General features: G+C 58.8%; 17 protein-coding genes. 8 read left to right on the top strand and 9 right to left on the bottom strand.

Annotated elements, in window-relative coordinates:
• The first annotated feature begins 135 nt into the window (after positions 1 to 135).
• A complete protein-coding gene (locus BMZ66_RS14870) occupies positions 136 to 2,646 on the top strand; it encodes a TonB-dependent receptor (RefSeq protein WP_177204742.1) in 2,511 nt (836 codons plus the stop codon).
• A 1-nt stretch (position 2,647) separates the two neighbouring features.
• Here the strand turns inward: BMZ66_RS14870 and BMZ66_RS14875 are convergent, their stop codons facing one another.
• Both BMZ66_RS14875 and BMZ66_RS14880 read right to left on the bottom strand, forming a co-directional pair.
• On the bottom strand, positions 2,648 to 3,394 hold the full coding sequence (locus BMZ66_RS14875) for a LytR/AlgR family response regulator transcription factor (protein WP_092675144.1): 747 nt from the start codon (positions 3,392 to 3,394) through the stop codon (positions 2,648 to 2,650).
• Positions 3,394 to 4,431 (bottom strand): sensor histidine kinase, encoded by a 1,038-nt coding sequence (locus BMZ66_RS14880; RefSeq protein ID WP_092675147.1) that lies wholly within the window; start codon positions 4,429 to 4,431, stop codon positions 3,394 to 3,396. The genes BMZ66_RS14875 and BMZ66_RS14880 overlap by 1 nt, the downstream gene beginning before the upstream one ends.
• Positions 4,432 to 4,793: 362 nt before the next feature.
• Here BMZ66_RS14880 and BMZ66_RS14885 point away from each other — a divergent pair, with 362 nt between their 5' ends.
• Together BMZ66_RS14885 and BMZ66_RS14890 are read left to right on the top strand one after the other, a co-directional pair.
• A complete protein-coding gene (locus BMZ66_RS14885) occupies positions 4,794 to 5,696 on the top strand; it encodes an ABC transporter ATP-binding protein (protein WP_092675150.1) in 903 nt (300 codons plus the stop codon).
• 217 nt (positions 5,697 to 5,913) lie between these two features.
• Positions 5,914 to 9,498 carry an ABC transporter permease/M1 family aminopeptidase gene (locus BMZ66_RS14890; protein WP_234795110.1) on the top strand — a complete coding sequence of 1,195 codons (3,585 nt, stop codon included), beginning with the start codon at positions 5,914 to 5,916 and terminating at the stop codon, positions 9,496 to 9,498.
• Positions 9,499 to 9,591: 93 nt separating this feature from the next.
• Here BMZ66_RS14890 and BMZ66_RS14895 read toward each other — a convergent pair whose 3' ends face one another.
• The 6 genes from BMZ66_RS14895 to BMZ66_RS14920 all read right to left on the bottom strand — a co-directional run bounded on the left by BMZ66_RS14895 (position 9,592) and on the right by BMZ66_RS14920 (position 13,250).
• Positions 9,592 to 10,149, bottom strand: coding sequence for a carboxypeptidase-like regulatory domain-containing protein (locus BMZ66_RS14895; protein WP_092675157.1), 558 nt, complete (start codon positions 10,147 to 10,149; stop codon positions 9,592 to 9,594).
• A 287-nt stretch (positions 10,150 to 10,436) separates the two neighbouring features.
• Positions 10,437 to 10,739: a carboxypeptidase-like regulatory domain-containing protein gene (locus BMZ66_RS14900; RefSeq protein ID WP_092675160.1), complete on the bottom strand. Its 303-nt coding sequence runs from the start codon at positions 10,737 to 10,739 to the stop codon at positions 10,437 to 10,439.
• Between the two features lie 361 nt (positions 10,740 to 11,100).
• Positions 11,101 to 11,769, bottom strand: coding sequence for an SdpI family protein (locus BMZ66_RS14905; protein WP_092675163.1), 669 nt, complete (start codon positions 11,767 to 11,769; stop codon positions 11,101 to 11,103).
• A 32-nt stretch (positions 11,770 to 11,801) separates the two neighbouring features.
• Positions 11,802 to 12,056, bottom strand: a complete 255-nt coding sequence (locus BMZ66_RS14910) for an autorepressor SdpR family transcription factor (RefSeq protein WP_092675166.1) — start codon at positions 12,054 to 12,056, stop codon at positions 11,802 to 11,804.
• Between the two features lie 136 nt (positions 12,057 to 12,192).
• Positions 12,193 to 12,573: a hypothetical protein gene (locus BMZ66_RS14915; protein WP_177204743.1), complete on the bottom strand. Its 381-nt coding sequence runs from the start codon at positions 12,571 to 12,573 to the stop codon at positions 12,193 to 12,195.
• Between the two features lie 107 nt (positions 12,574 to 12,680).
• A complete protein-coding gene (locus BMZ66_RS14920) occupies positions 12,681 to 13,250 on the bottom strand; it encodes an RNA polymerase sigma factor (protein WP_092675169.1) in 570 nt (189 codons plus the stop codon).
• Between the two features lie 258 nt (positions 13,251 to 13,508).
• Between BMZ66_RS14920 and nuoK the strand changes: the two genes are divergently transcribed.
• The 3 genes from nuoK to BMZ66_RS14935 all read left to right on the top strand — a co-directional run bounded on the left by nuoK (position 13,509) and on the right by BMZ66_RS14935 (position 16,266).
• Positions 13,509 to 13,841, top strand: a complete 333-nt coding sequence (nuoK, locus tag BMZ66_RS14925; protein WP_092675172.1) for an NADH-quinone oxidoreductase subunit NuoK — start codon at positions 13,509 to 13,511, stop codon at positions 13,839 to 13,841.
• A gap of 126 nt (positions 13,842 to 13,967) precedes the next feature.
• The gene (gene nuoL, locus BMZ66_RS14930) at positions 13,968 to 15,908 is read left to right on the top strand and encodes an NADH-quinone oxidoreductase subunit L (protein WP_092675176.1); all 1,941 of its coding nucleotides are present in this window, start codon (positions 13,968 to 13,970) and stop codon (positions 15,906 to 15,908) included.
• A gap of 19 nt (positions 15,909 to 15,927) precedes the next feature.
• Entirely contained in the window at positions 15,928 to 16,266 is a 339-nt protein-coding gene (locus BMZ66_RS14935; RefSeq protein ID WP_092675179.1) for a superinfection immunity protein, read from the top strand.
• A gap of 93 nt (positions 16,267 to 16,359) precedes the next feature.
• Here BMZ66_RS14935 and BMZ66_RS14940 read toward each other — a convergent pair whose 3' ends face one another.
• Entirely contained in the window at positions 16,360 to 16,704 is a 345-nt protein-coding gene (locus BMZ66_RS14940; protein ID WP_092675182.1) for a winged helix-turn-helix transcriptional regulator, read from the bottom strand.
• 128 nt (positions 16,705 to 16,832) lie between these two features.
• Here BMZ66_RS14940 and BMZ66_RS14945 point away from each other — a divergent pair, with 128 nt between their 5' ends.
• Together BMZ66_RS14945 and BMZ66_RS26365 are read left to right on the top strand one after the other, a co-directional pair.
• On the top strand, positions 16,833 to 17,549 hold the full coding sequence (locus BMZ66_RS14945; RefSeq protein ID WP_092675185.1) for a pirin family protein: 717 nt from the start codon (positions 16,833 to 16,835) through the stop codon (positions 17,547 to 17,549).
• Positions 17,550 to 17,735: 186 nt separating this feature from the next.
• Positions 17,736 to 19,319: an OmpA family protein gene (locus BMZ66_RS26365; RefSeq protein ID WP_092675188.1), complete on the top strand. Its 1,584-nt coding sequence runs from the start codon at positions 17,736 to 17,738 to the stop codon at positions 19,317 to 19,319.
• The last annotated feature ends 203 nt before the right edge of the window (positions 19,320 to 19,522 follow it).

Genomic DNA, 19,522 nt, shown 5'->3' on the forward strand with positions numbered 1-19,522 from the left:
AAACAAAAGTTTGGGTGGAAACGCGGCGTGCCACGAATTATCAATATCACTGTATTAAATAAAAACTATCGTGCAACGTTGGCGAACTTTGCTGCCTCATTGACTTACTTCTTTTTTCTGCACATACCGTTGCCCGTGACCTCATTCTACCGTTTTGCCCTGCTGGGCCTGCCGCTGGCGGTGGCCGCCCTGTTGCCCCCAGCTACCGCTCATGCCCAAACCAGCCCGGCGGCAACTGCGCCGCCACTCGCCGGCACCGGCTCGCTCACGGGCGTGGTGCTCGACTCACTGGGTGGTAAGCCCGTGCCCTACGCCACCGTGGTGCTGCTGCCCCCGGCCCCAAATGACAAGGCGATTACGGGCATCGCCGCCGACGACAACGGCCGATTTGCCTTCACCAAACTGCCGGCAGGCCCGGCCCGGCTGCGCGTCAGCTTCGTAGGCTACGGCAGCCAGACGCGGGCTGTGGTGGTTACGGAGGGTGCCGTGGACGTGGGCGCGTTTCGGCTGCCCACCGCCGGCACGGCCCTGGGCGAAGCGCTGGTAATCGGCACGAAGCCGGTGGTGGAAGTCCGGCCCGACCGTATTGTATATAACGCCGACCAGGACGTGACCAACGCTGGCGGCACCGCCGCCGACGTGCTGCGCAAGGCCCCGCTGCTGGCCGTTGACGGCGATGGCAACGTGAAAATGCGCGGCTCGGGCAACTTTAGGGTGCTGGTGAACAACAAGCCTTCGCCCACGCTGGCCCAAAACCTGGCGGAAGCGCTGAAAGGCATTCCGGCCGAGCAGATTCAATCGGTGGAAATCATCACGACGCCGCCGGCTAAGTACGACGGCGAAGGAACCGCCGGCATCATCAACATTGTGCTGAAGAAAGGCGTGGACCGGGGCCTGAATGGCCGGGTAAGCGCCTCCGGCGGCAACCGGAACTCCAACGGCAATGCCTCGCTCAACTTCAAGAAGGGCAAGCTCGGGTTCACGTCTTCGGGCGGCACTGGCGCTTGGTACGGGCCGAGCGAGTCGGACCGCACGCGCCTCAACAAGCTCGACGGCTCAACCCTAATTCAGCGGGGCACGGGCAACTTCGGCGGCCGGTGGTACTACGGCACCGTGGGCCTCGACTACGACCTGAGCGAGCGGCAAAGCCTGTCGCTGGCCACCTCGCTGAACCGCTACAATGGCAGCGGCTTCAACAACTTGGTCAACTACGTCACGGCCACCGACGGCACCCGTAACCAAGTATTTACCCGGCCCACCGAGAGCCTGTTCAGCGGCTTCAACGGCGAGCTCACCGGTACTTACACCAAAACCTTTGCCCAAGCCCGCCGGGAGTGGAGCGTGCTGGGCCAATACGCCCGCAACGACGGAACCTTCGGCTACGACTTCGACGAGTACCGGAATTCCTACGTGAACCTGGACACCCGTCTGGCCGACAAACGCGAGCGCAGCCGCGGCCGCACCCCCGGCAGCGAAGTCACCTTCCAAACCGACCTGGTGCAGCCGTTTGGCGATAAGCAAACCCTCGAAACCGGTCTGAAAACCATCTGGCGCCAAACGGCATCGGTAGCCAACGTGGACGCCCTCACCCTAGGCCAACCTAACTTTGAGCGCCTGCGGGACCGCGCCACCGACTTCAGCTACGACCAGAACGTGCAGTCTGCCTACGCCACCTACACCGCCAAAGTGGGCAAAAAGCTGAACCTAAGCCTGGGCAGCCGCCTGGAGCGCACCGCCCTGGCGGCCGATTTCCGCATCACCGATACAGGGTTTGAGCAGAGCTACTACTCGCTGCTGCCGAACGGCAACGCGCAGTACGCTTTCAGCGACAACAACAGCGTGCGCCTAGCTTACAGCCGCCGCATTACCCGGCCCTTCATCGACTACCTCAACCCGTTCGTGGACCGCAGCGACCCGCAGAACATCTCCTTTGGCAACCCCGAGCTCGACCCGGAGCTAACCGATTCGTACGAGCTGAGCTTTAACACCAACGGCAAGGCGGGGTCGCTGAACATCTCGGGCTCGGTGCGGCGCACCGACAATGCCATTGAGCCCATCCGCAAGCTGGCTCCTGAGTTGGGAATTACCGATGCGGCCCCCGGCGCAACCGCCCAAACCTTCGCCAACGTGGCCTCCAACGCCTTTTACCAGCTTAACTTCTACGGCTCGGCCAAGCCGGCGAAAGGCTGGGACATCAGCGGCGGGCCCGACGTGCAGTACATCGTGCGCCGCAGTCCCGCGCTGGGCATCACGCGCCAAGGCTTCACTGCCGGTTTGAATTTCAACACTTCTTACAAGTTGCCAAAGAAATTCACGCTGCAGTCGTTTCTGTACTCTTCGCTGCCTTCGCCCGACTTACAAGGCCGCGGCTCTGCCAACCTGTACTACTCGCTCGGCGCCAAGAAAACGCTGCTGAACGACAAGGCCGATATCACGCTCAACCTGACCAACCCGTTCAACAACTACTGGCCCTACCGCAATACCCTCGACACCCCGTTTTTTGAGGAGCGGCAGGAGTTTCGGCAGTATCAGCGGGCATTCCGCCTCAGCTTTAGCTACCGCTTTGGGCAGGAGCAGCAGGGCAAGCAGCGCAAGTCTATTTCGAACGACGACAAGAAGGGCGGCGGCAGCAAGCAGGGCGGCTAATTCACCGCAGGTGCAGCTGGCGCAGCACTTCCTGGCGGTAGGTGCTGCCCACGGGCACTTCGCGGGCCCCCACCAGCAGCACGTTGCCGCTGAGGCGCTCCACGCTGGCCAGATTTACGAGGTAGGACTTGTGCGTGCGCATGAACTGCGTGGCGGGCAGCTGGCTTTCCATTTGCTTCATGGTTTCGGCCGTGAGCAGCATGCGGCCGGAGGCCAGGTGGCACTTCACGAAATTGCCGTAGCCTTCCACAATGTGCAGGTCGGCAAAGCGAACCCGCTCGGTGCCCGCATCGGTTTTGAGGAAAATAGAATCGGCGGCCGGTGGGGCCTGGGCGACTGGCGGGGCAGGAGCAGGCGCGGGAGAAGTCGGCGGGCTACCCGCCTGCAAGCGGCTGATGGTTTTCACAAAGCGCTCGAAGCGAATGGGCTTGAGCAGGTAGTCGACCACGCCGAGGTCGTAGGCATCGATGGCGTGAGCGGCGTGCGCCGTGCACAGCACCACGGCCGGAGGTTGCGGCAGGGCGCGCAGCAGCTCTAGGCCGGTGAGCTCGGGCATGTCCACGTCCAGAAAAAGGACATCGACGGGGGTGGTGCGCAAAAACGTGAGGGCTTCTACCGCGCCGTAGCAGCTGCCGGCCCAGGTCACGAGGCCGGGTAGGCGGTCGAGGTAGGCGCGCATCACGGTGTGGGCCAGCGGCTCATCGTCAACCAGCAAACACCTCAATGGAGCAGGAGCAGAAACGGACATCAGAGCACGAGCTGAAGGTTGGTGGCGTAAAACGTGTCGGTGGCCTTGATGTCGAGCCGGTGGCGCTTGCCGGGGTAGTACTGCGCCAGCCGCGCCCGCAAGGTAGGCAGCCCCAGGCCCGATGGCGTGGCCCGGAAGTGCGGCGGAATGCTGTTGCCGGTGCGCAGGGTCAGGCCCACGTCGCTCTGGGTCAGGTGAATGTGAATAGTGTTTTCCCCGCTTGGGCCAATGGCGTGCTTGAAGCAGTTTTCGACCAATGGCAGGAGCAGGAGCGGGGCCAGGGGTTGCTCGGGCCGGGGCAGGTCTACCGTGAATTCTACCTGGGTGTTGTGGCGCAGGCGGAGCTTTTCCAGCCCGATGTAGTTGGCCAGGTACTCGGCTTCGGTGCCCACGGTCACGGCGCTTTGGCGGGAGCTGTCGAGCTGGTAGCGCATCAGGCCGGCCAGCTGCAGCAGGGCTTCGGGCATTTGGTCGGGCGCGGCCAGGCTCAGGCCGTAGAGGTTGTTGAGGGTGTTAAACAGGAAGTGCTGGTTGACCTGGGCTTTGAGCAAGCTGAGCTCGGTTTCGAGCTGCAGGGCCCGCATCTTCTGCATCTGAAAGTGGCTCACGATGCCGCGCCGCACGTAGCGGGCAATGGTGGCCATTATCAGCCCAAACAGCACATTGCCGGCGCCTTCCCCCAGCCTAAAAGCCCAGCTGACCGGCGCTTTCGCATCAGACATGCGGAAATGCACAAAATTTACTTCATCGACGTGCTCCACCAGCAGAAGCAGCGCCCCTCCGGCTAGCAACGTGGCCACCGTGGCTACGGCGTAGAGCGCATAGCGACGCTGCTCTAGCAGGTGCGTCAGCAGCCAGTAGTGCACATAAATGGCCAGGGCGGTCACGCTCAGCAAGGCTAGCGAGTACTGGCGGCCAAAAACCTTCAGGTGAGAACCCTGCGAGGGCGGCGACAGCACCTCGCAGATGCCGAATACCAGCAACCACACGATGCCGTGGCGCACGGCCCGACGTCTAAAAAAGTGGGCGAATGTCATGCTGCAAAACTACAGGGCGGGCCCGGGCGCTTGCGCTTAAATATGACGAACGACGTTTGTCCGCGCCAGCCGCCTGTTGGTCATTGAAGCTCCCCGGTTGGTCATATAGAAAGTGGAAGGGCTGGGCCAAAACCGACATTTGAGCTATTCATCCGTCGCAGGGCTGGGTCGCGCCGCACCGGAAGCTTGGTTTGAAGCAGTTGCACTTCTTATATCTAGTATATTGCAAAGCAACTATGCTGCTGTTTTCTTCATCTGTAGCTGCGAATTGTAATGCTAATGGCAATCGTGCGATTTATGATTTTAACTACGAACTGCCCCGTTCACTAACGTTTTTTCTAACTCACCTTTTTGCAAATAAGATGGCTCTCACCATTACCAACCTCTCCAAAACCTACCCCAATGGGACGCAGGCGCTCAAAAACGTCAGCCTGGACATCCCCACGGGCATGTTTGGCCTGCTCGGCCCCAACGGCGCCGGCAAAAGCTCGCTAATGCGCACCATTGCCACGCTGCAGGACGCCGACACGGGCTCCATTCACCTCGACGACATCGACGTGCTGCGCGACAAAGAGGCCGTGCGGCGCGTGCTGGGCTACCTGCCCCAGGAGTTTGGCGTGTACCCCAGCGTGAGTGCCGAGGAGTTGCTCGACCATTTTGCCACCCTCAAAGGCATTGCCAACAGCAAGGAGCGCAAGGAAATGGTGGCCGCCCTGCTGCACCAAACCAACCTCTACGACGTGCGCAAAAAGCACGTGGGCGGCTACTCCGGCGGCATGAAGCAGCGCTTCGGCATCGCCCAGGCCCTGCTCGGCAACCCCAAGCTCATCATCGTGGACGAACCCACCGCCGGCCTCGACCCCGCCGAGCGCAACCGCTTCCACAACCTGCTGAGCGAGATTGGCGAGAACCTGGTGGTTATCCTCAGCACGCACATCGTGTCCGACGTGTCAGACCTGTGCCGCCACATGGCCATCATCAACAAAGGCGAGGTGCTGCTCAACGGCGACCCCCTCACGGTGATGAACAACCTGCGCGGCAAAATATGGCGCAAGCTCATCGAGAAAGCCGAATTGCCCGCTCTGCAGTCGGCCACGCAGGTTATCAGCTCGCGGCTGTTTGCCGGCAAAACCGTGGTGCACGTCCTGGCCGATTCTTCGCCGGACAGCGGGTTTGAAATTGTGAATCCGGACCTGGAAGACGTGTATTTCTCGGAAATTAAGAACTATGAGTTGAAAAGTAAAAGCGGGGCAGTAGCTGCTTAGAGTCGTTGTCATGCTGACGAAGGAAGCATCTTATCACGGCTGCTTTTGTCAGGACTACTTCTGCAGATACCATTACTAACCCGCGCGGTCCGGACGTGATAAGGTCCTACGCTGCGCTCAGGATGACAACCACATGTTTCTCCCCATACTTCTTTTCGAACTGAAATACCGGCTCAAACGGCCGGCAACTTGGATATACTTTGCCGTCCTTTTCCTGATGGCCTTTCTGCTTGTGACGGCCGCTGGTGGCGGTTTCGGTACGGGCGTGAACGTGTCGCTGGGCGGCGACGGGCAAGCGGTGAAAATCAACTCGCCGTTTTCGGTGAGCATCACCGTGGCCATTCTCAGCGTGTTTGGCGTCATCATCGCCTCGTCGCTCATGGGCAACCCCGTGTACCGCGACTTCGAGTACCGCACGCATCCGCTGTTCTACACCACGCCCATCAGCAAAATCGGCTACTTGGGCGGGCGCTTTCTGGGTTCTTATCTCATTGCGGTGCTCGTGTTCAGCGGCATTGGCTTTGGGGCCGGTGTGGCCAGCATTATGCCCTGGGTCGAGGCCGACCGGTTTCTGGCGGCCACCCCTTCAGGTACTTACGTGTGGCCCTACCTCATGATAGTGCTGCCGAATCTGCTGTTTAGTGGGGCTATTTTCTTTACCATGGCCACGCTCACGCGCAACATCCTCAGTACCTACATCGGGGCCGTGGTGCTGCTGGTGGCTTACCTGGTGGCTTCAGCCTACCTCGAAGACCTGAAAAACGAGCACCTCGCCGCCGCGCTCGATGCCTTTGGCCTTGGGGCCCTCACCCTCACCACCCGCTACTGGACGTCGGTGGAGAAGAACACCCAGCTGGTGCCGTTTTCCAGCTACATTATTCTCAACCGGGCCGTGTGGCTGAGCCTGGGGCTAGGGCTGCTGGCGTTCTGCTACGCCCGCTTCCGGTTTTCGGCCCTGGCCTCGGAGAAGGTATCGAAGAAAGCCCGGCGCGCGTCGGCCGCTGATGCCGACGCACTGGCAGAGACCGAAACGGCGGGCCGCGGCCTGACCGGCGGGCTGCGCCTGCCGCGCGTGACGCAGGTGTTTTCCGGTTCCATGAGCGTCAGCCAGTGGTGGAGTCTCACCAAGCTGGAGTTCCGCGGCATTGTGCGCAGCCGCTACTTTGCGGCCATTGCGGGCGCGGGCGTCATCTTCCTGCTGGCCACGGCTTCGCAGGTTGGTAAGACTTTCGATACGCCTACCTACCCGGTCACAAGCGAGGTCCTGCAGCTGTCGCTGGGCTCGTTCTTTCTGTTTTTGCTGGCCATCATCATTTTCTACAGCGGCGAGCTGGTGTGGCGCGAGCGGCAAGCGGGCGTGGCCCAGATTGCCGACGCCGTGCCGGTGCCCAGCTGGGTGCCCTTCCTGAGCAAGCTGGCCGCGCTGTGGCTGGTGCAGGTGGTGCTGCTGGTCATAGTGATGCTCTGTGGCCTGGTTATTCAGACCTTCAAAGGGTATTTCAACTACGAAATCGGCTTGTACCTCCAAGCCCTGTTCTTGTACCAACTGCCCTTCCTCATGCTGATGTGCGTGCTGGCCATGGTGACGCAGGTAGTAGTGAACAACAAGTACCTCGGCTTCGCCGTGATGGTGCTGTACTACGTGGCCAATATTTTCCGGGGGCAAATCGGCCTGGGGCACCGCCTGCTAGGCTTTGGCGGTGGCTCCAACCCCGGGCCGTACTCAGCCATGAATGGCTACGGCCACTTCCTGCCCGCCTTCTGGTGGACCAAGCTGTTGTTTGTAGGCGTGGCCCTATTGCTGGTGCTGGCCGCTACGCTGCTGTGGGTGCGTGGCACCGACACCACCGGCCGCTTACGCGAAGCCAGCCGCCGCTGGGGTACAGGCAGCACGGCCACGCTGGCGCTGGGCCTGCTCATTAGCCTGGGCGCGGGTTCTTATATTTTCTATAACACCAACGTGCTCAACGAGTACCGGAGCCCCAAGGCCGGCGAGAAGCGCCAAGTGGCCTACGAGCAGCAGTACCGCCGCTACAAAGACGTGCCTCAGCCACGCATCACATCTGTCAGCCTAAATACCGACATTTACCCCAGCACCCGCGCGGTAGAGTTCAACGGTCAGTATATGCTCGTGAACAAGCAGGCGCGGGCCCTGGACACGGTTATCGTGAGCATTCCCGTGGAGCAGCACCCCCGCGTGCGGGCCCTGACGCTGGGCGCACCTGGCCAAGCCACCCTGGCCCTGAACGATACCACTTTTGGCTTTCGCATCTACCGCCTGGCCAAACCGCTGGCCCCCGGCGACTCGCTGCCCCTAACTATGAACCTGTTCTACCAGGAGCGCGGCTTCCCTAATGCGGGTTCCAACACTGACATTGTGCACAACGGCACTTTCGTCAGCAGCAACTACTTGCCTGGCCTGGGCTACCGCGAAGGCGCCGAGCTCAGCGGCGACCAGGACCGCAAGAACTACGGCCTCAAGCCCAAGCCCCGCATGCCCAAGTTCGATGATGTGAAGGGCCGCCAGAACACCTACATCAGCAACGATGCCGACTGGATTCGCTTCCAGACCACTGTCAGCACCGAAGCCGACCAGACGGCCATCGCCCCCGGCTACCTCCAGAAGGAGTGGGTGAAGGACGGCCGCCGCTACTTCACTTACGTGATGGACCGGCCCATGCTCAACTTCTATACCTTCCTCTCGGCCCGCTATAAGGAGTACAAAGACCAGTGGGTGGACACTGCCGGCCAGCGCACCATTCCCATCACCATCTATTACCAGCCGGGCCACGAGTATAACCTCAAGCGCATGGCCGAAGGCGCCAAAGACGCCCTGGCCTACTGCTCCAAGAACTTCTCGCCCTACCAGCACCAACAGCTGCGCATTCTAGAGTTTCCGCAGTACCAGAGCTTTGCCCAAAGCTTTGCCAACACGGTGCCCTTTTCCGAGAGCATCGGCTTCGTGGCCAACGTGAACGACAACGACCCCGAGGACCTGAACTACCCCTACTACGTGACCGCCCACGAGGTGGCGCACCAGTGGTGGGCGCACCAGGTCATTGGCGGCGCCGTGCAGGGCAGCACACTCATGTCGGAGGCGCTGGCCGAGTACTCGGCCCTCATGGTGCTCAACCACCACAACGGCCCCAGTGCCATGCAGCATTTCCTCAAGTTCGACATGCGGCGCTACCTCTCAGGACGCGCCTTCGAGCAGAAGAAAGAAGTGCCGTTGGGCTTGGTCGAGAACCAGCAGTACATCCATTACGCCAAGGGCTCGGTGGTGATGTATGCCCTGCAGGACTACCTGGGCGAGTCAACCCTGAACAACGCCCTGAAAAAGTATGTGGCCGCGGTGGCCTTCCAGCAGCCGCCCTACACCAACTCGCCGGAGTTCATCGGCTACCTGCGCCGGGCCGCGCCCGATTCGCTTCAGCCCTTCCTCACCGATTTGTTTGAGCGAATCACGCTCTATGATAACCGCGTGACGGCCGCTACCAGCAAGAAGCTGCCCGACGGCCGCTACCAGGTCGATTTCACGGTGAAGAGCGCTAAGTTCTACTCCGACAGCCTCGGCAACCAGCGCCCCGCCGACCAAACCCGCGACGCCCTGCCCGTGGCCATCTTCCCGGAGCTGGGCAAGGATAAGAAGCCCGTGCCCCCGCTGCTGCTCATCAAGCGCCGGCTTCGTACTGGCGACAACAAGCTCAGCTTCGTTGTAGACAAAAAGCCGGCTTCGGTGGCCGTCGACCCCTACCACCTTATCATCGACCGCCAGCTCGACGACAATACCAAAGAGCTGTAGCTTCGGCTGCTTTGATACTAAAAATGCCCCGACCGCAACGGTCGGGGCATTTTTTCTTACTGCTGCTCACACTGCTGGAGTCTGCGCGTCTGCCTACAATTGGCGCAGGGTGCGCTTCACCTGGCGTTGGGCCGTCTTCGAATAAGCTTTCATTTGCTGGCGGCGCGCAACTTTGATTTCCTGCACGGTGGTCAGCTCAACCGTAGTCGACTGGTCGGCTGGCGAAACAGTCTTGGTTTCGTCGGCAAAGCCAGCATAGCTAACCAGCAATTTCACCGGTGCGCTATTGGTTGTCAAGGTCAGGCTGAATGCGCCGTTGGCATCGGTGACCGCGCTGAGCTGCGTGCCTATCACTTCCACCACTGCACCCGGCAGGGCACCTTGGGGACTTACCACATAGCCCACAAAAACTTTGGGAGACTCTTTAAACGCTTCGACAATGGCTTTCTCCCGGTTCTCTTTAACAACTACTTTGTTCGCCGCCAGCTTCTTCACCGGCTTGCCGGGGCCATCGTTGCCCTTGCTGGCGGAAGTCCGCATCCACCATTTAGCATTGATGAAAGAAGTCTCATTCGAACGAGCATCCACACTGTTTTCAATCAGGAATACCATGAGCAGGGAAGCGGCGATAAAGAGCAAAGAGAAGCGCATGGTGCTAAAGAAAAAAAGGTAGCCAGTATCTTGATTTTATTGAACGATACAAACTTAGTATTGTAAATATTAAGGTTAAAGCTTCATTCGTTCAAAGTTTGAATTTCACCGGTCAATGATTGATTTGGCCAGGTAAATGAAATCCAGTCATTAAGCACTGGCTTTGATGCAATAAAAAACCCTGGTCCGTAGGGCCAGGGCTTTTAGGCTAAGGAAAGGATGGACAGAAAAAAGGCGGGTAAACCTTAAGAAAATGTGTTTTGGTATGGAAGAGGGCGTGTAATAAGCTATTTTTTGACCACGGTTTTGGGGCGGAGAAGGTAGACCGAACCCATGGCTTGCACGGGCGCCATCGTTACCACTTCTTCATGCAAGCCACCGTAGCTGCACGTGAGTTGTACCACTTTGGCTGTAGTGGGCACGCGGAGTTCAAATTCACCTTCCGAGTTGGTAACAACTACAATCTGAGTGCCGTGCAGCCACACAGTAGCGCCGGGCAAAGCCCCGTTGGCATCCTGCACCACGCCATGCACTAGTTTGTAGGTAGGGGCTTTGGGCGTTTCGTCGGCCTCCGTCGCGGCGCCTTTCATGGGGCTGGATACGCGGTGAAAAGCGTACTGTGCCTGGCTCGGGGTAGCGCTGAAAAGGAACCCAACGACTGCGATGGCAAAGACTTGACGGAAGAGGGTACGCGTTTGCACTACTTTGATGTTGAATTGAACGATGCAAACTTACAATGGTAACATACCATTTTCCAAATATTGTTTCTCAACAAACTCATTTTATTTCTAAGATAAACGCAAACTGAGTCCATTGGCTAAATTCCATTAAACAAAATCGCCCCTGCGTATGTGACGCAAGGGCGATTCGGACAAATCAGGGTGCTGAGCACTACAACGGCTGAACACCCTTTTAATATGAGTCTATTGCCTTAAAAACAAGTTATTTAGTTCAGTTGGCTGGCTCTCGGAATCGTTCTTCCCGGCGAAAAGCGAGATAGGAGTAGGCGTAGCAAAAGCCTGCCGTACCCAGCACTAAGGTCAGCACCAGGGGCTGCATCCAGGCTAGGGGCAGCACAAGGGCCAACCCAGCCATCAGCAGGCCTGACACAAAAAAGAGTCTGCCGCCCACGCGGTGGGTGCGTGCCCACACCGTGGGGCTCTCCAGTGTCCAGGGGGTGCGAATGCCCACAAAATAGTTGGGCTGCACGGTGCCAAGGTAGTTGCCCAGCAGCGCGAAAAACAAGCCCACTCCCACCAGCAGGGCCCTGCCATTGCCAGCACCGGGGTGCAGAGCCGTATACAGGCTGTAGCAAGCAACGGCGCTAGTCAGTGCCACCAGCGCCAGGCGCAGTTTCTGGAAGTTCACCGTGCTGGTGTCGAATCGGCGCTTGGGGTCGAGGAGGGGGAGGGCTGTGAGGAGGGCCGCAAGACCTACGGGCAGCGCCGAGGTGATAAGCCATATGTTGGCGCGGCTGGTGAAGCCGTTGGGAGTACCATCGGTTCCGAAGTGCGTGGGTACCTGCTCGGGCAACTGGAGCCACGCATAAAGCAGATACACCGTGGGCAATACCAGTAGCACTAGCGTGAGTAGTTGCCAGGGAAGCAGGTTCTTTTTCATGACAAAAGAGTGAAAAAATGCAGAATGAAGGATTAAGACTTGAATTGGTAAAGCCAGCCCAGCAGCTCGTCGAACACGGTCATGTTCAGGGTGTAGACCACAAACTGGCCTTGCTTTTCGCTTGTGACAAGCTCGGCCTGGCGAAGCAGGTCGAGGTGGTGGCTGATGGTGGGCGCGGAAAACTGGAACTGCTCGGCAATGGCCCCGGCGGTGGCTGGCCCATTGCGCAGCCGCTCCAGGATGGCGCGCCGCGTCGGGTCATTTAGGGCTTTAAAGAGGGCGTTCATGGTGATGTTTCAATGATTAGGCAAATGTCTAAATAATTTCGGAATAAAAAAGCGCGGCCTCATGGGGAAAGGCCGCGCTGCTAAAATAAAATTCTGAGTAGCGTGATAGCAACAAGGATGTAGAAAGCCAAGCGGCTTAAGCCGGCTGCTTCACTTCGGATGCTGCGGCGGGTTCGGGGCGACGCATAAAGCCCATGCTGCAGCGCTGCTGCATCTGCTGCCGGAACTTCTCACGTTCCTCATCGCTGAGGTTTTCCATGCGGCCGGCCATGCGCTGCTGCCAGGCTTTGCGGCGCCGGGCCCAGTCGCCGGGCTGCCCGCCCCGGAAGCCGCCAAACAAAATGCGGCTCAGCACCAGCAAGCCCAGGGTTTGGACGGCCGTGATGGACGGACCGTTGAAAATTTCGGGCACCAACCAGTTCCACAGGTACTGGGTGACAAACACCGCGGCCGCGATGAACAAGGCCGCGAAGAGAAAAAAGCGGAGGCCGCGAAGCAGCCAGAATTTACGGTCCATGATGGGTGAAATTTCGAGATGGTGAAATGGTGAGCAGCTGGGTTGGCGATGGACAGGTATGCGGCTATTCGCATCCTCATCGTTTTGCCACCCCGCCACCCCACTACTTAATCGGTAAATAATTCGGTGTACAGTTTCTGCAGCCGTTTGCGCAGGTGCAGCACGGCGTAGTGTTTGCGGGAAATCAGGGTTTTGAGCGGCACGCCGGTTTCTTCCTCCATTTCGCGGAAGGTTTTGTCCTCCAGCTCGTGCCACACAAATACCTGGCGTTGAGCCACGGGCAGTTCGGCCAGCGCTTCGGTGAGGGCATCCATGAGGGTTTCGCGCAGCAGGCGGTTTTCGGGCGAGTCGTCGGGGGCCGGGAGCAAGTCGGCCAGCAGCAGGCCTTCGCCGTCGTCCGATGCTTCGGCGGCACCGAAGGCTTCTTCTAGGCTCACGGGGCGCTTGCGGCGGTACAGGTCGGTGATGCGGTTGCGCGCCACCCGAAACAGCCAGGCCGCGGCCTGCTCCACGGGCTTGAGCATGCGGTAGCTTTCCACGAGCTCGGCGAAGACGTCCTGCAGAAGGTCTTCGGCCTCGGCCTCGTCGGGAATGCGCCGGCGGATGAACTGCAGCAGCCGCGGCCGCTGCTGCCGCACGGCATCGGCAATCTGGCGGTCTTGCTGCGTGGCCGTCATCGGAGCAAGGGGGGAGGGGAGCGAAAGAGCCATGGTTTCCATTCTGACCAAGCAGACGCCGGTACCTCTAAATTACTTTAAGTTTTCTGCTAGAACCGTAGCGTGGATTCAGTGGAGCCGCGCTAGAACGACACCCGCACGGCGCAGGTGCGGACTCGCAGAGTCCGCGCTACGTGAAAAAGGACCATCTTTTTCCTTTTTCAAGGATACCTTTGCCGGCCGGCCGGCTGCACTGTTCTATCGCCGGCCCTTTTTCGCATGGACCAAACTATTCCCGAAGTAATCCGCACCGTTCCGCTGCAGTACTACATCTTCTTCGCCTCGGCCTTGTTTGCCATTGGGGTCACGGGGGTGCTGGTGCGGCGCAACGCCATCATTATTTTCATGTGCGTCGAGCTGATGCTCAATGCCGTGAACATTTTGCTCACGGCATTTTCGGCTTATCGGGCCGACCCTAACGGCCAGATTTTCGTGTTTTTCATCATGGCCGTGGCCGCCGCCGAAGTGTCGGTGGGCTTGGGCATCATCGTCATGATTTACCGCAACTTCCAGACCACCGACGTCAATTTATTGAGCCGTTTAAAATGGTAGTCATCCTGTCATCCTGAGCGGAGCGAAGGACCTGATGCCAGTCGAACGATTAATGTTCTGGTGTGACAAGGTCCTTCGCTCCGCTCAGGATGACAGTTCTTTTAGTATCGCTAGCATAGCCCTACAATGCAAGAAACTGTTCTCCCCGGCGCCAACGCCCCTTACTCCACGTTTATCTACGTCCTGATTCCGCTGCTGCCTTTCCTGGGCTTCCTGCTGAACGGCCTGCTGAACCGGAAGCTGTCCGGTACTGTGGCCGGCCTCATTGGCAGCGCCACCGTGCTGGGCTCGTTCCTGATTTCGGTGATGCTGTTCCTCAACTTTGAGTACCAGTACACGGTGCAGCTCTTCAACTGGATTTCGGTGGGCTCGCTGCAAATCCCCTTCCAGTATCAGATTGACCAGCTCAGCCTGATTATGCTGCTGCTCGTGACGGGGGTGGGCTTTCTCATTCACGTCTACAGCATCGGCTACATGCACCACGACGTGAACGTGGGTAAGTTTTTCAGCTTCCTGAACCTCTTCATCTTCAGCATGCTGCTGCTGGTGATGGGCGCCAACTTCGTTATCCTCTTCATTGGCTGGGAAGGTGTGGGCTTGTGCTCGTACTTGCTCATTGGCTTCTGGAACAAGAACACCGACTACAACAACGCCGCCAAGAAAGCCTTCATCATCAACCGCATCGGTGACCTGGGCTTCCTGCTCGGCATCTTCCTGATTTACCTGACTTTTGATTCGGTGCAGTACGCCGAAGTGTTCCAGAAGGCCAGCACCATGCAAGTGGGCACGGGCGTTATTACGGCCATCACCTTGCTGCTGTTTGTGGGCGCTATGGGTAAGTCGGCCCAGCTGCCGCTCTACACCTGGCTACCCGACGCCATGGCCGGCCCCACGCCCGTATCGGCGCTCATTCACGCCGCTACCATGGTCACGGCCGGTATTTACATGGTGCTGCGCGCCAACGTGCTGTTCACGCTGGCCCCCGATACGCTGCAGGTAGTGGCCATTGTGGGTGCGGCCACGGCCCTGTTTGCCGCCACCATCGGCCTGGCGCAGAACGACATCAAGAAAGTGCTGGCCTACTCCACAGTGTCGCAGCTGGGCTACATGTTCCTGGCCCTGGGCGTGATGGGCTACAGCACCTCGCTGTTTCATGTACTTACTCACGCGTTTTTTAAGGCGCTGATGTTCCTCGGGGCCGGCTCCGTGATTCACGCCATGAGCAACGAGCAGGACCTGCGCCGCATGGGCGGCCTGCGCAAGGCACTGCCCATCACCTTCTTCACCTTCCTCATCGGCTGCCTGGCCATCTCGGGCATTCCGCCGTTCTCGGGTTTCTTCTCCAAGGATGAGATACTGGAGCACGCTTTCCAGCACAGCAAGGTGCTGTGGGGCATGGGCCTGCTTACGGCTTTCCTCACAGCCTTCTACATGTTCCGCCTGCTGTTCCTGGCTTTCTTCGGCGAGTTTCGCGGTACCGAGGAGCAGCGCAAGCACCTCCACGAGTCGCCAGCTAGCATGACGTTCCCGCTGATAGTGCTGGCCTTGCTGGCGGCAGTTGGTGGTTTCATGGGCGCGCCTATGTTCACGGGCCGCCATTTCCTGGCCGAGTACCTGGCCCCAATTTTCACGTACTCGCAGCGTTTGGTACCCGCGGCTTTTGCCACTGAGCTCGACCACAGCACGGAGCTTATGCTCATTGGCTTGTCGGTTGCGGCAGGCGTACTGGGCATCGCGCTGGCGTATGTGTTCTACGTGGCCCGCGCCCAGCGCCCAGTCGCAGACGAAGCCCAGCGTTCGGGCCCCGAAAGCCTGGTGTACCACAAGTACTACATCGACGAGCTGTACAACGCATTGTTCACGAAGCCCACCATGGCGCTGTCCAGCGGCCTGTACAAGTTCGTGGAGAACGGCATCATCAACCCCGTGGTCGGCGTATTTGGCCGGGCCGTGAATGGCGGCGGCACCCTACTGCGCTACGTGCAAACCGGCGCTGTGGAAACATATCTGATTCTGATGGTAGTGGGTATAGTGCTGATTCTGGCGCTCAACTTTGGGCGTTTTTAAGCCATAAGGCGAGGACGTGATGAGCAAGTGTTTATTATTTCTGGGAGACATCGGAGGAAGCGAAATGATGCTTCTGATGGTATCATTCCCCATCCTGCTCATCATCCACTTTGTTCCCTCGTTCATTGCGCGCAAGCGGCCCGATTTCTTCATTATCCTCCTTGTCAACATTCTGACTGGTTGGTCGATAATTGGTTGGTTGGCCGCTTTATACTTGGCGCTTCGCAAAGTGCCTGTTGTTGGACCTGTGGCTCAGCATTCCGTTGCTGACGAGTTGGCTAAACTCCGCGACTTACGCAACCAGGGGGTCATTACGGCGGAAGAGTTTGAGCGTCAAAAACATTTGATTCTGAACTAGTATATCGACGAGGACTAAGCTGCCAATAGTAAAATGAAAAGGGCCGCCTGCAGTAAGCAAGCGGCCCTTTTGTTGTGTCTAGCGTATGTCATCTCACTTTCCAGCCGCCAGTACTGTCCGGTTTTGCATGCCCCAGGCCTGGATGGCCTCGATAACCGGGGCCAGGGAGTGGCCACATTCGGTTAGGGAGTACTCAACCGTGGGAGGCACTGTGGGGTAGGGACGGCGCGTCACGATGCCGTGCGACTCCAGTAGTTTAAGCTCCTTGATGAGCATGCGGGCTGTGATGCCGGCCACGTCGCGCTCCAGGTGCTTGAAGCGCTGGGTGCCGTGGTGCAGCAGGCTGTGAATGATGGCGAATTTCCACTTTCCCTCCAATACGTCCAGCGTTTGGCGGAAGGGACAGTCCAGCACGGGTTTTTCTTTGGGGGTGGGCATATTTTATGAGCTTGATTATGAGCAAGAGTTACATATGCGTCTCCAGTATACAAGTGTGTAACTACTTGCAAAAGTATACTAATGGGTTGACCTTTGTTGCATACTAGTAACAACAAACAGAACGCGTTATGTCTCAATCCGTATTGCACCGCGCCGACACCCGCGGGCATGCCAACCACGGCTGGCTCAATTCCTACCACACCTTTAGTTTTGCGAACTACCACAACCCCGAGCGAATGCATTTTGGGGTGCTGCGGGTGCTCAACGATGACACCGTGGCCGGTGGCATGGGTTTCGGCAAACACCCGCACGACAACATGGAGATTATCTCCATTCCCTTGTCGGGCGACCTCGAGCATCAGGACACTACGGGGCGGCAGGCCGTCATCCGCGAAGGCGACGTGCAGGTAATGAGCGCTGGCACGGGCCTGGCCCACAGCGAGAAAAACCACAACCCCGACCAGGAAGTGAAGTTCCTGCAGATTTGGGTGTTCCCGAATAAGCGCAACGTGGCCCCGCGCTACGCCCAGCAAAGCTTTCGGGCCGAAGACCGCCACAACAAGCTGCAGCAGGTGCTCTCGCCCTCGCCCGACGACGAAGGCGTGTGGATACACCAGGATGCTTGGTTCCACCTCACCGACTTGGACGCGGGCGTGAGCCTGGACTACACGCTGAAGCAAGCCGGCAACGGCGTCTACGCCTTCGTGCTAGAGGGCGACGTCACCATCAACGGGCAGGCGTTGCACCGCCGTGACGGCTTCGGCCTGTGGGAGGTAGATGCGCTGGCCATTAAGGCCGACAGTACCGCCCGCTTACTGCTTATGGAAGTGCCCATGCTGGGTTAAATTCCCGCTGGGCAGTCGCTGCTTATTTATTGAGTAATCCTGATTGTTAGCTATTAAAGGATTCAGCTTGCCAGATTAGGCATTCATCGATTAAAAATAGCAACTTTTTTAGGTGGATAGGGTATAACGGCACATCTGCTGTCAGCGCCAACGTGGCGGTTGATTCACGACACTATTCACACTCCTATGCACCTAAAACCTCAACTCCTACGCGGCCTTGCGCTGGGTGCAGTCATGCTCGGCATGGCTGCCCCAGAAATCAAGGCCCAATCAGCCGATAAAAAAACGGCCATTAGCCTTTCGGGCAGTGCCTACCAATACAAGGGCAACTACGGTTCCTACTTCTGGGATTGGAGCAAGTCCAACGGCGGTCCTGGCATTTCCTTCAACCGCTACCTCACTTCCGGCCTCGATTTGGGCCTGCAGCTGGGCTATGTAGAGCTTAAGGGCAACCAAGAGATAATTACCACCAACCGGTTTCAAACCAATGTGGTGCACGGCAACCTGGCGTTCAAGTTCAAGCTGAACAACGGTTGGGCCTTCAAGGAAGACGCCTTCATTCAGCCTTACCTGACCATCGCGCCGGGCATGGCTTACTTTAGCCGGGATGCCACGTTTGCGGGCCGGGCCACCGAAACCAACGCCACGCACTTCGACTTGTTCGGCGCTGCGGGTATCAACTTCCGCCTTAGCGACGGAATCGGTCTCTTCATTCAGACTGGGCAGCATATTCCTTTCGGTGCCAATATCGACGGCCATCCGGTGCGCGATGATAACCGCATTGATGACCGTTTTCTGCAGCACACTGCCGGCCTGACCTTCGCCTTCGGCAAAATGAAGGACGAGGACGGCGACGGCGTATCCGATAAAAAAGACAAGTGCCCCGGCACGCCCGCCGGCGTGGCCGTGGACCCCAACGGCTGCCCGCTTGACCGCGACGGCGACGGCGTGCCCGACTACCAAGACAAGTGCCCCGACGAAAAAGGGCTTGCGACTCTGGAAGGCTGCCCTGACCGTGACGGCGATGGCGTGCGCGACAGCGAAGACCAGTGCCCCGACACCCCCGGCAAGGCTGAGCTGCAAGGCTGCCCCGATGCCGACAACGACGGCGTGCGCGACAGCGATGACAAGTGCCCCGACACCCCTGCCGGTGTAGCCGTAGACGCTACCGGTTGCCCGCTTGACCGCGACGGCGACGGTGTGCCCGACTTCCAGGACCGTTGCCCCGACCGTGCCGGTCCGGCTTCGAACCGTGGCTGCCCCGAGATTAAGGCGGAAGCCAAAAAAGTGCTCAACGAGGCCACGAAGTACATCAACTTCGAATTCAACAAGGCTCGCTTGCTGCCCACTTCGTATCCCAAGCTGCAGGAACTCGTGAAAATCATGAACGAGTACCCTGACTATAGCCTGAGCATTGCCGGCCACACCGACAACGTAGGTGCCGATACTTACAACCTCGGTCTGTCTTATGACCGTGCTGCTGCAGCCAAAGCTTACATGCTGGAGCAAGGCATAGCGATTGAACGCATCGAGGCACGTGGCTATGGCAAAACCAAGCCCATCGAGACCAATGCAACCAAGGCTGGCCAGGCCCTGAACCGCCGCGTAGACTTCGACCCCTTCCTGACCGGCGACACCAACCCCGCCGAGACGAAGTATGGTCCAGCACCGACCATCACCGAGTTGAGGAAGACCGGTACGGTTCCTTCGGCGAAGAAAGCTCCCGCCAAAAAGGCTCCGGCTAAAAAGGCTCCCGTGAAGCGTAAGTAAGCTGCCCCGCAGCAAGCGCTAAAGTGAAAAAAGGCCCGCTCGATGAGAGCGGGCCTTTTTTTGTGGCTGCTGCATAGCGTAGCCTCTCGCGGGGAGCCTGACGTCTGTCATTGCGAGGAGGCACGACGAAGCAATCCGTCCTGTAAGAACCAAACAGTTCACTGAAACGACAAGCCCCGGTTCTGCGCAGAGCCAAGGCTTGT

The organism is Hymenobacter arizonensis, from assembly GCF_900115775.1.
Lineage (GTDB): Bacteria > Bacteroidota > Bacteroidia > Cytophagales > Hymenobacteraceae > Hymenobacter > Hymenobacter arizonensis.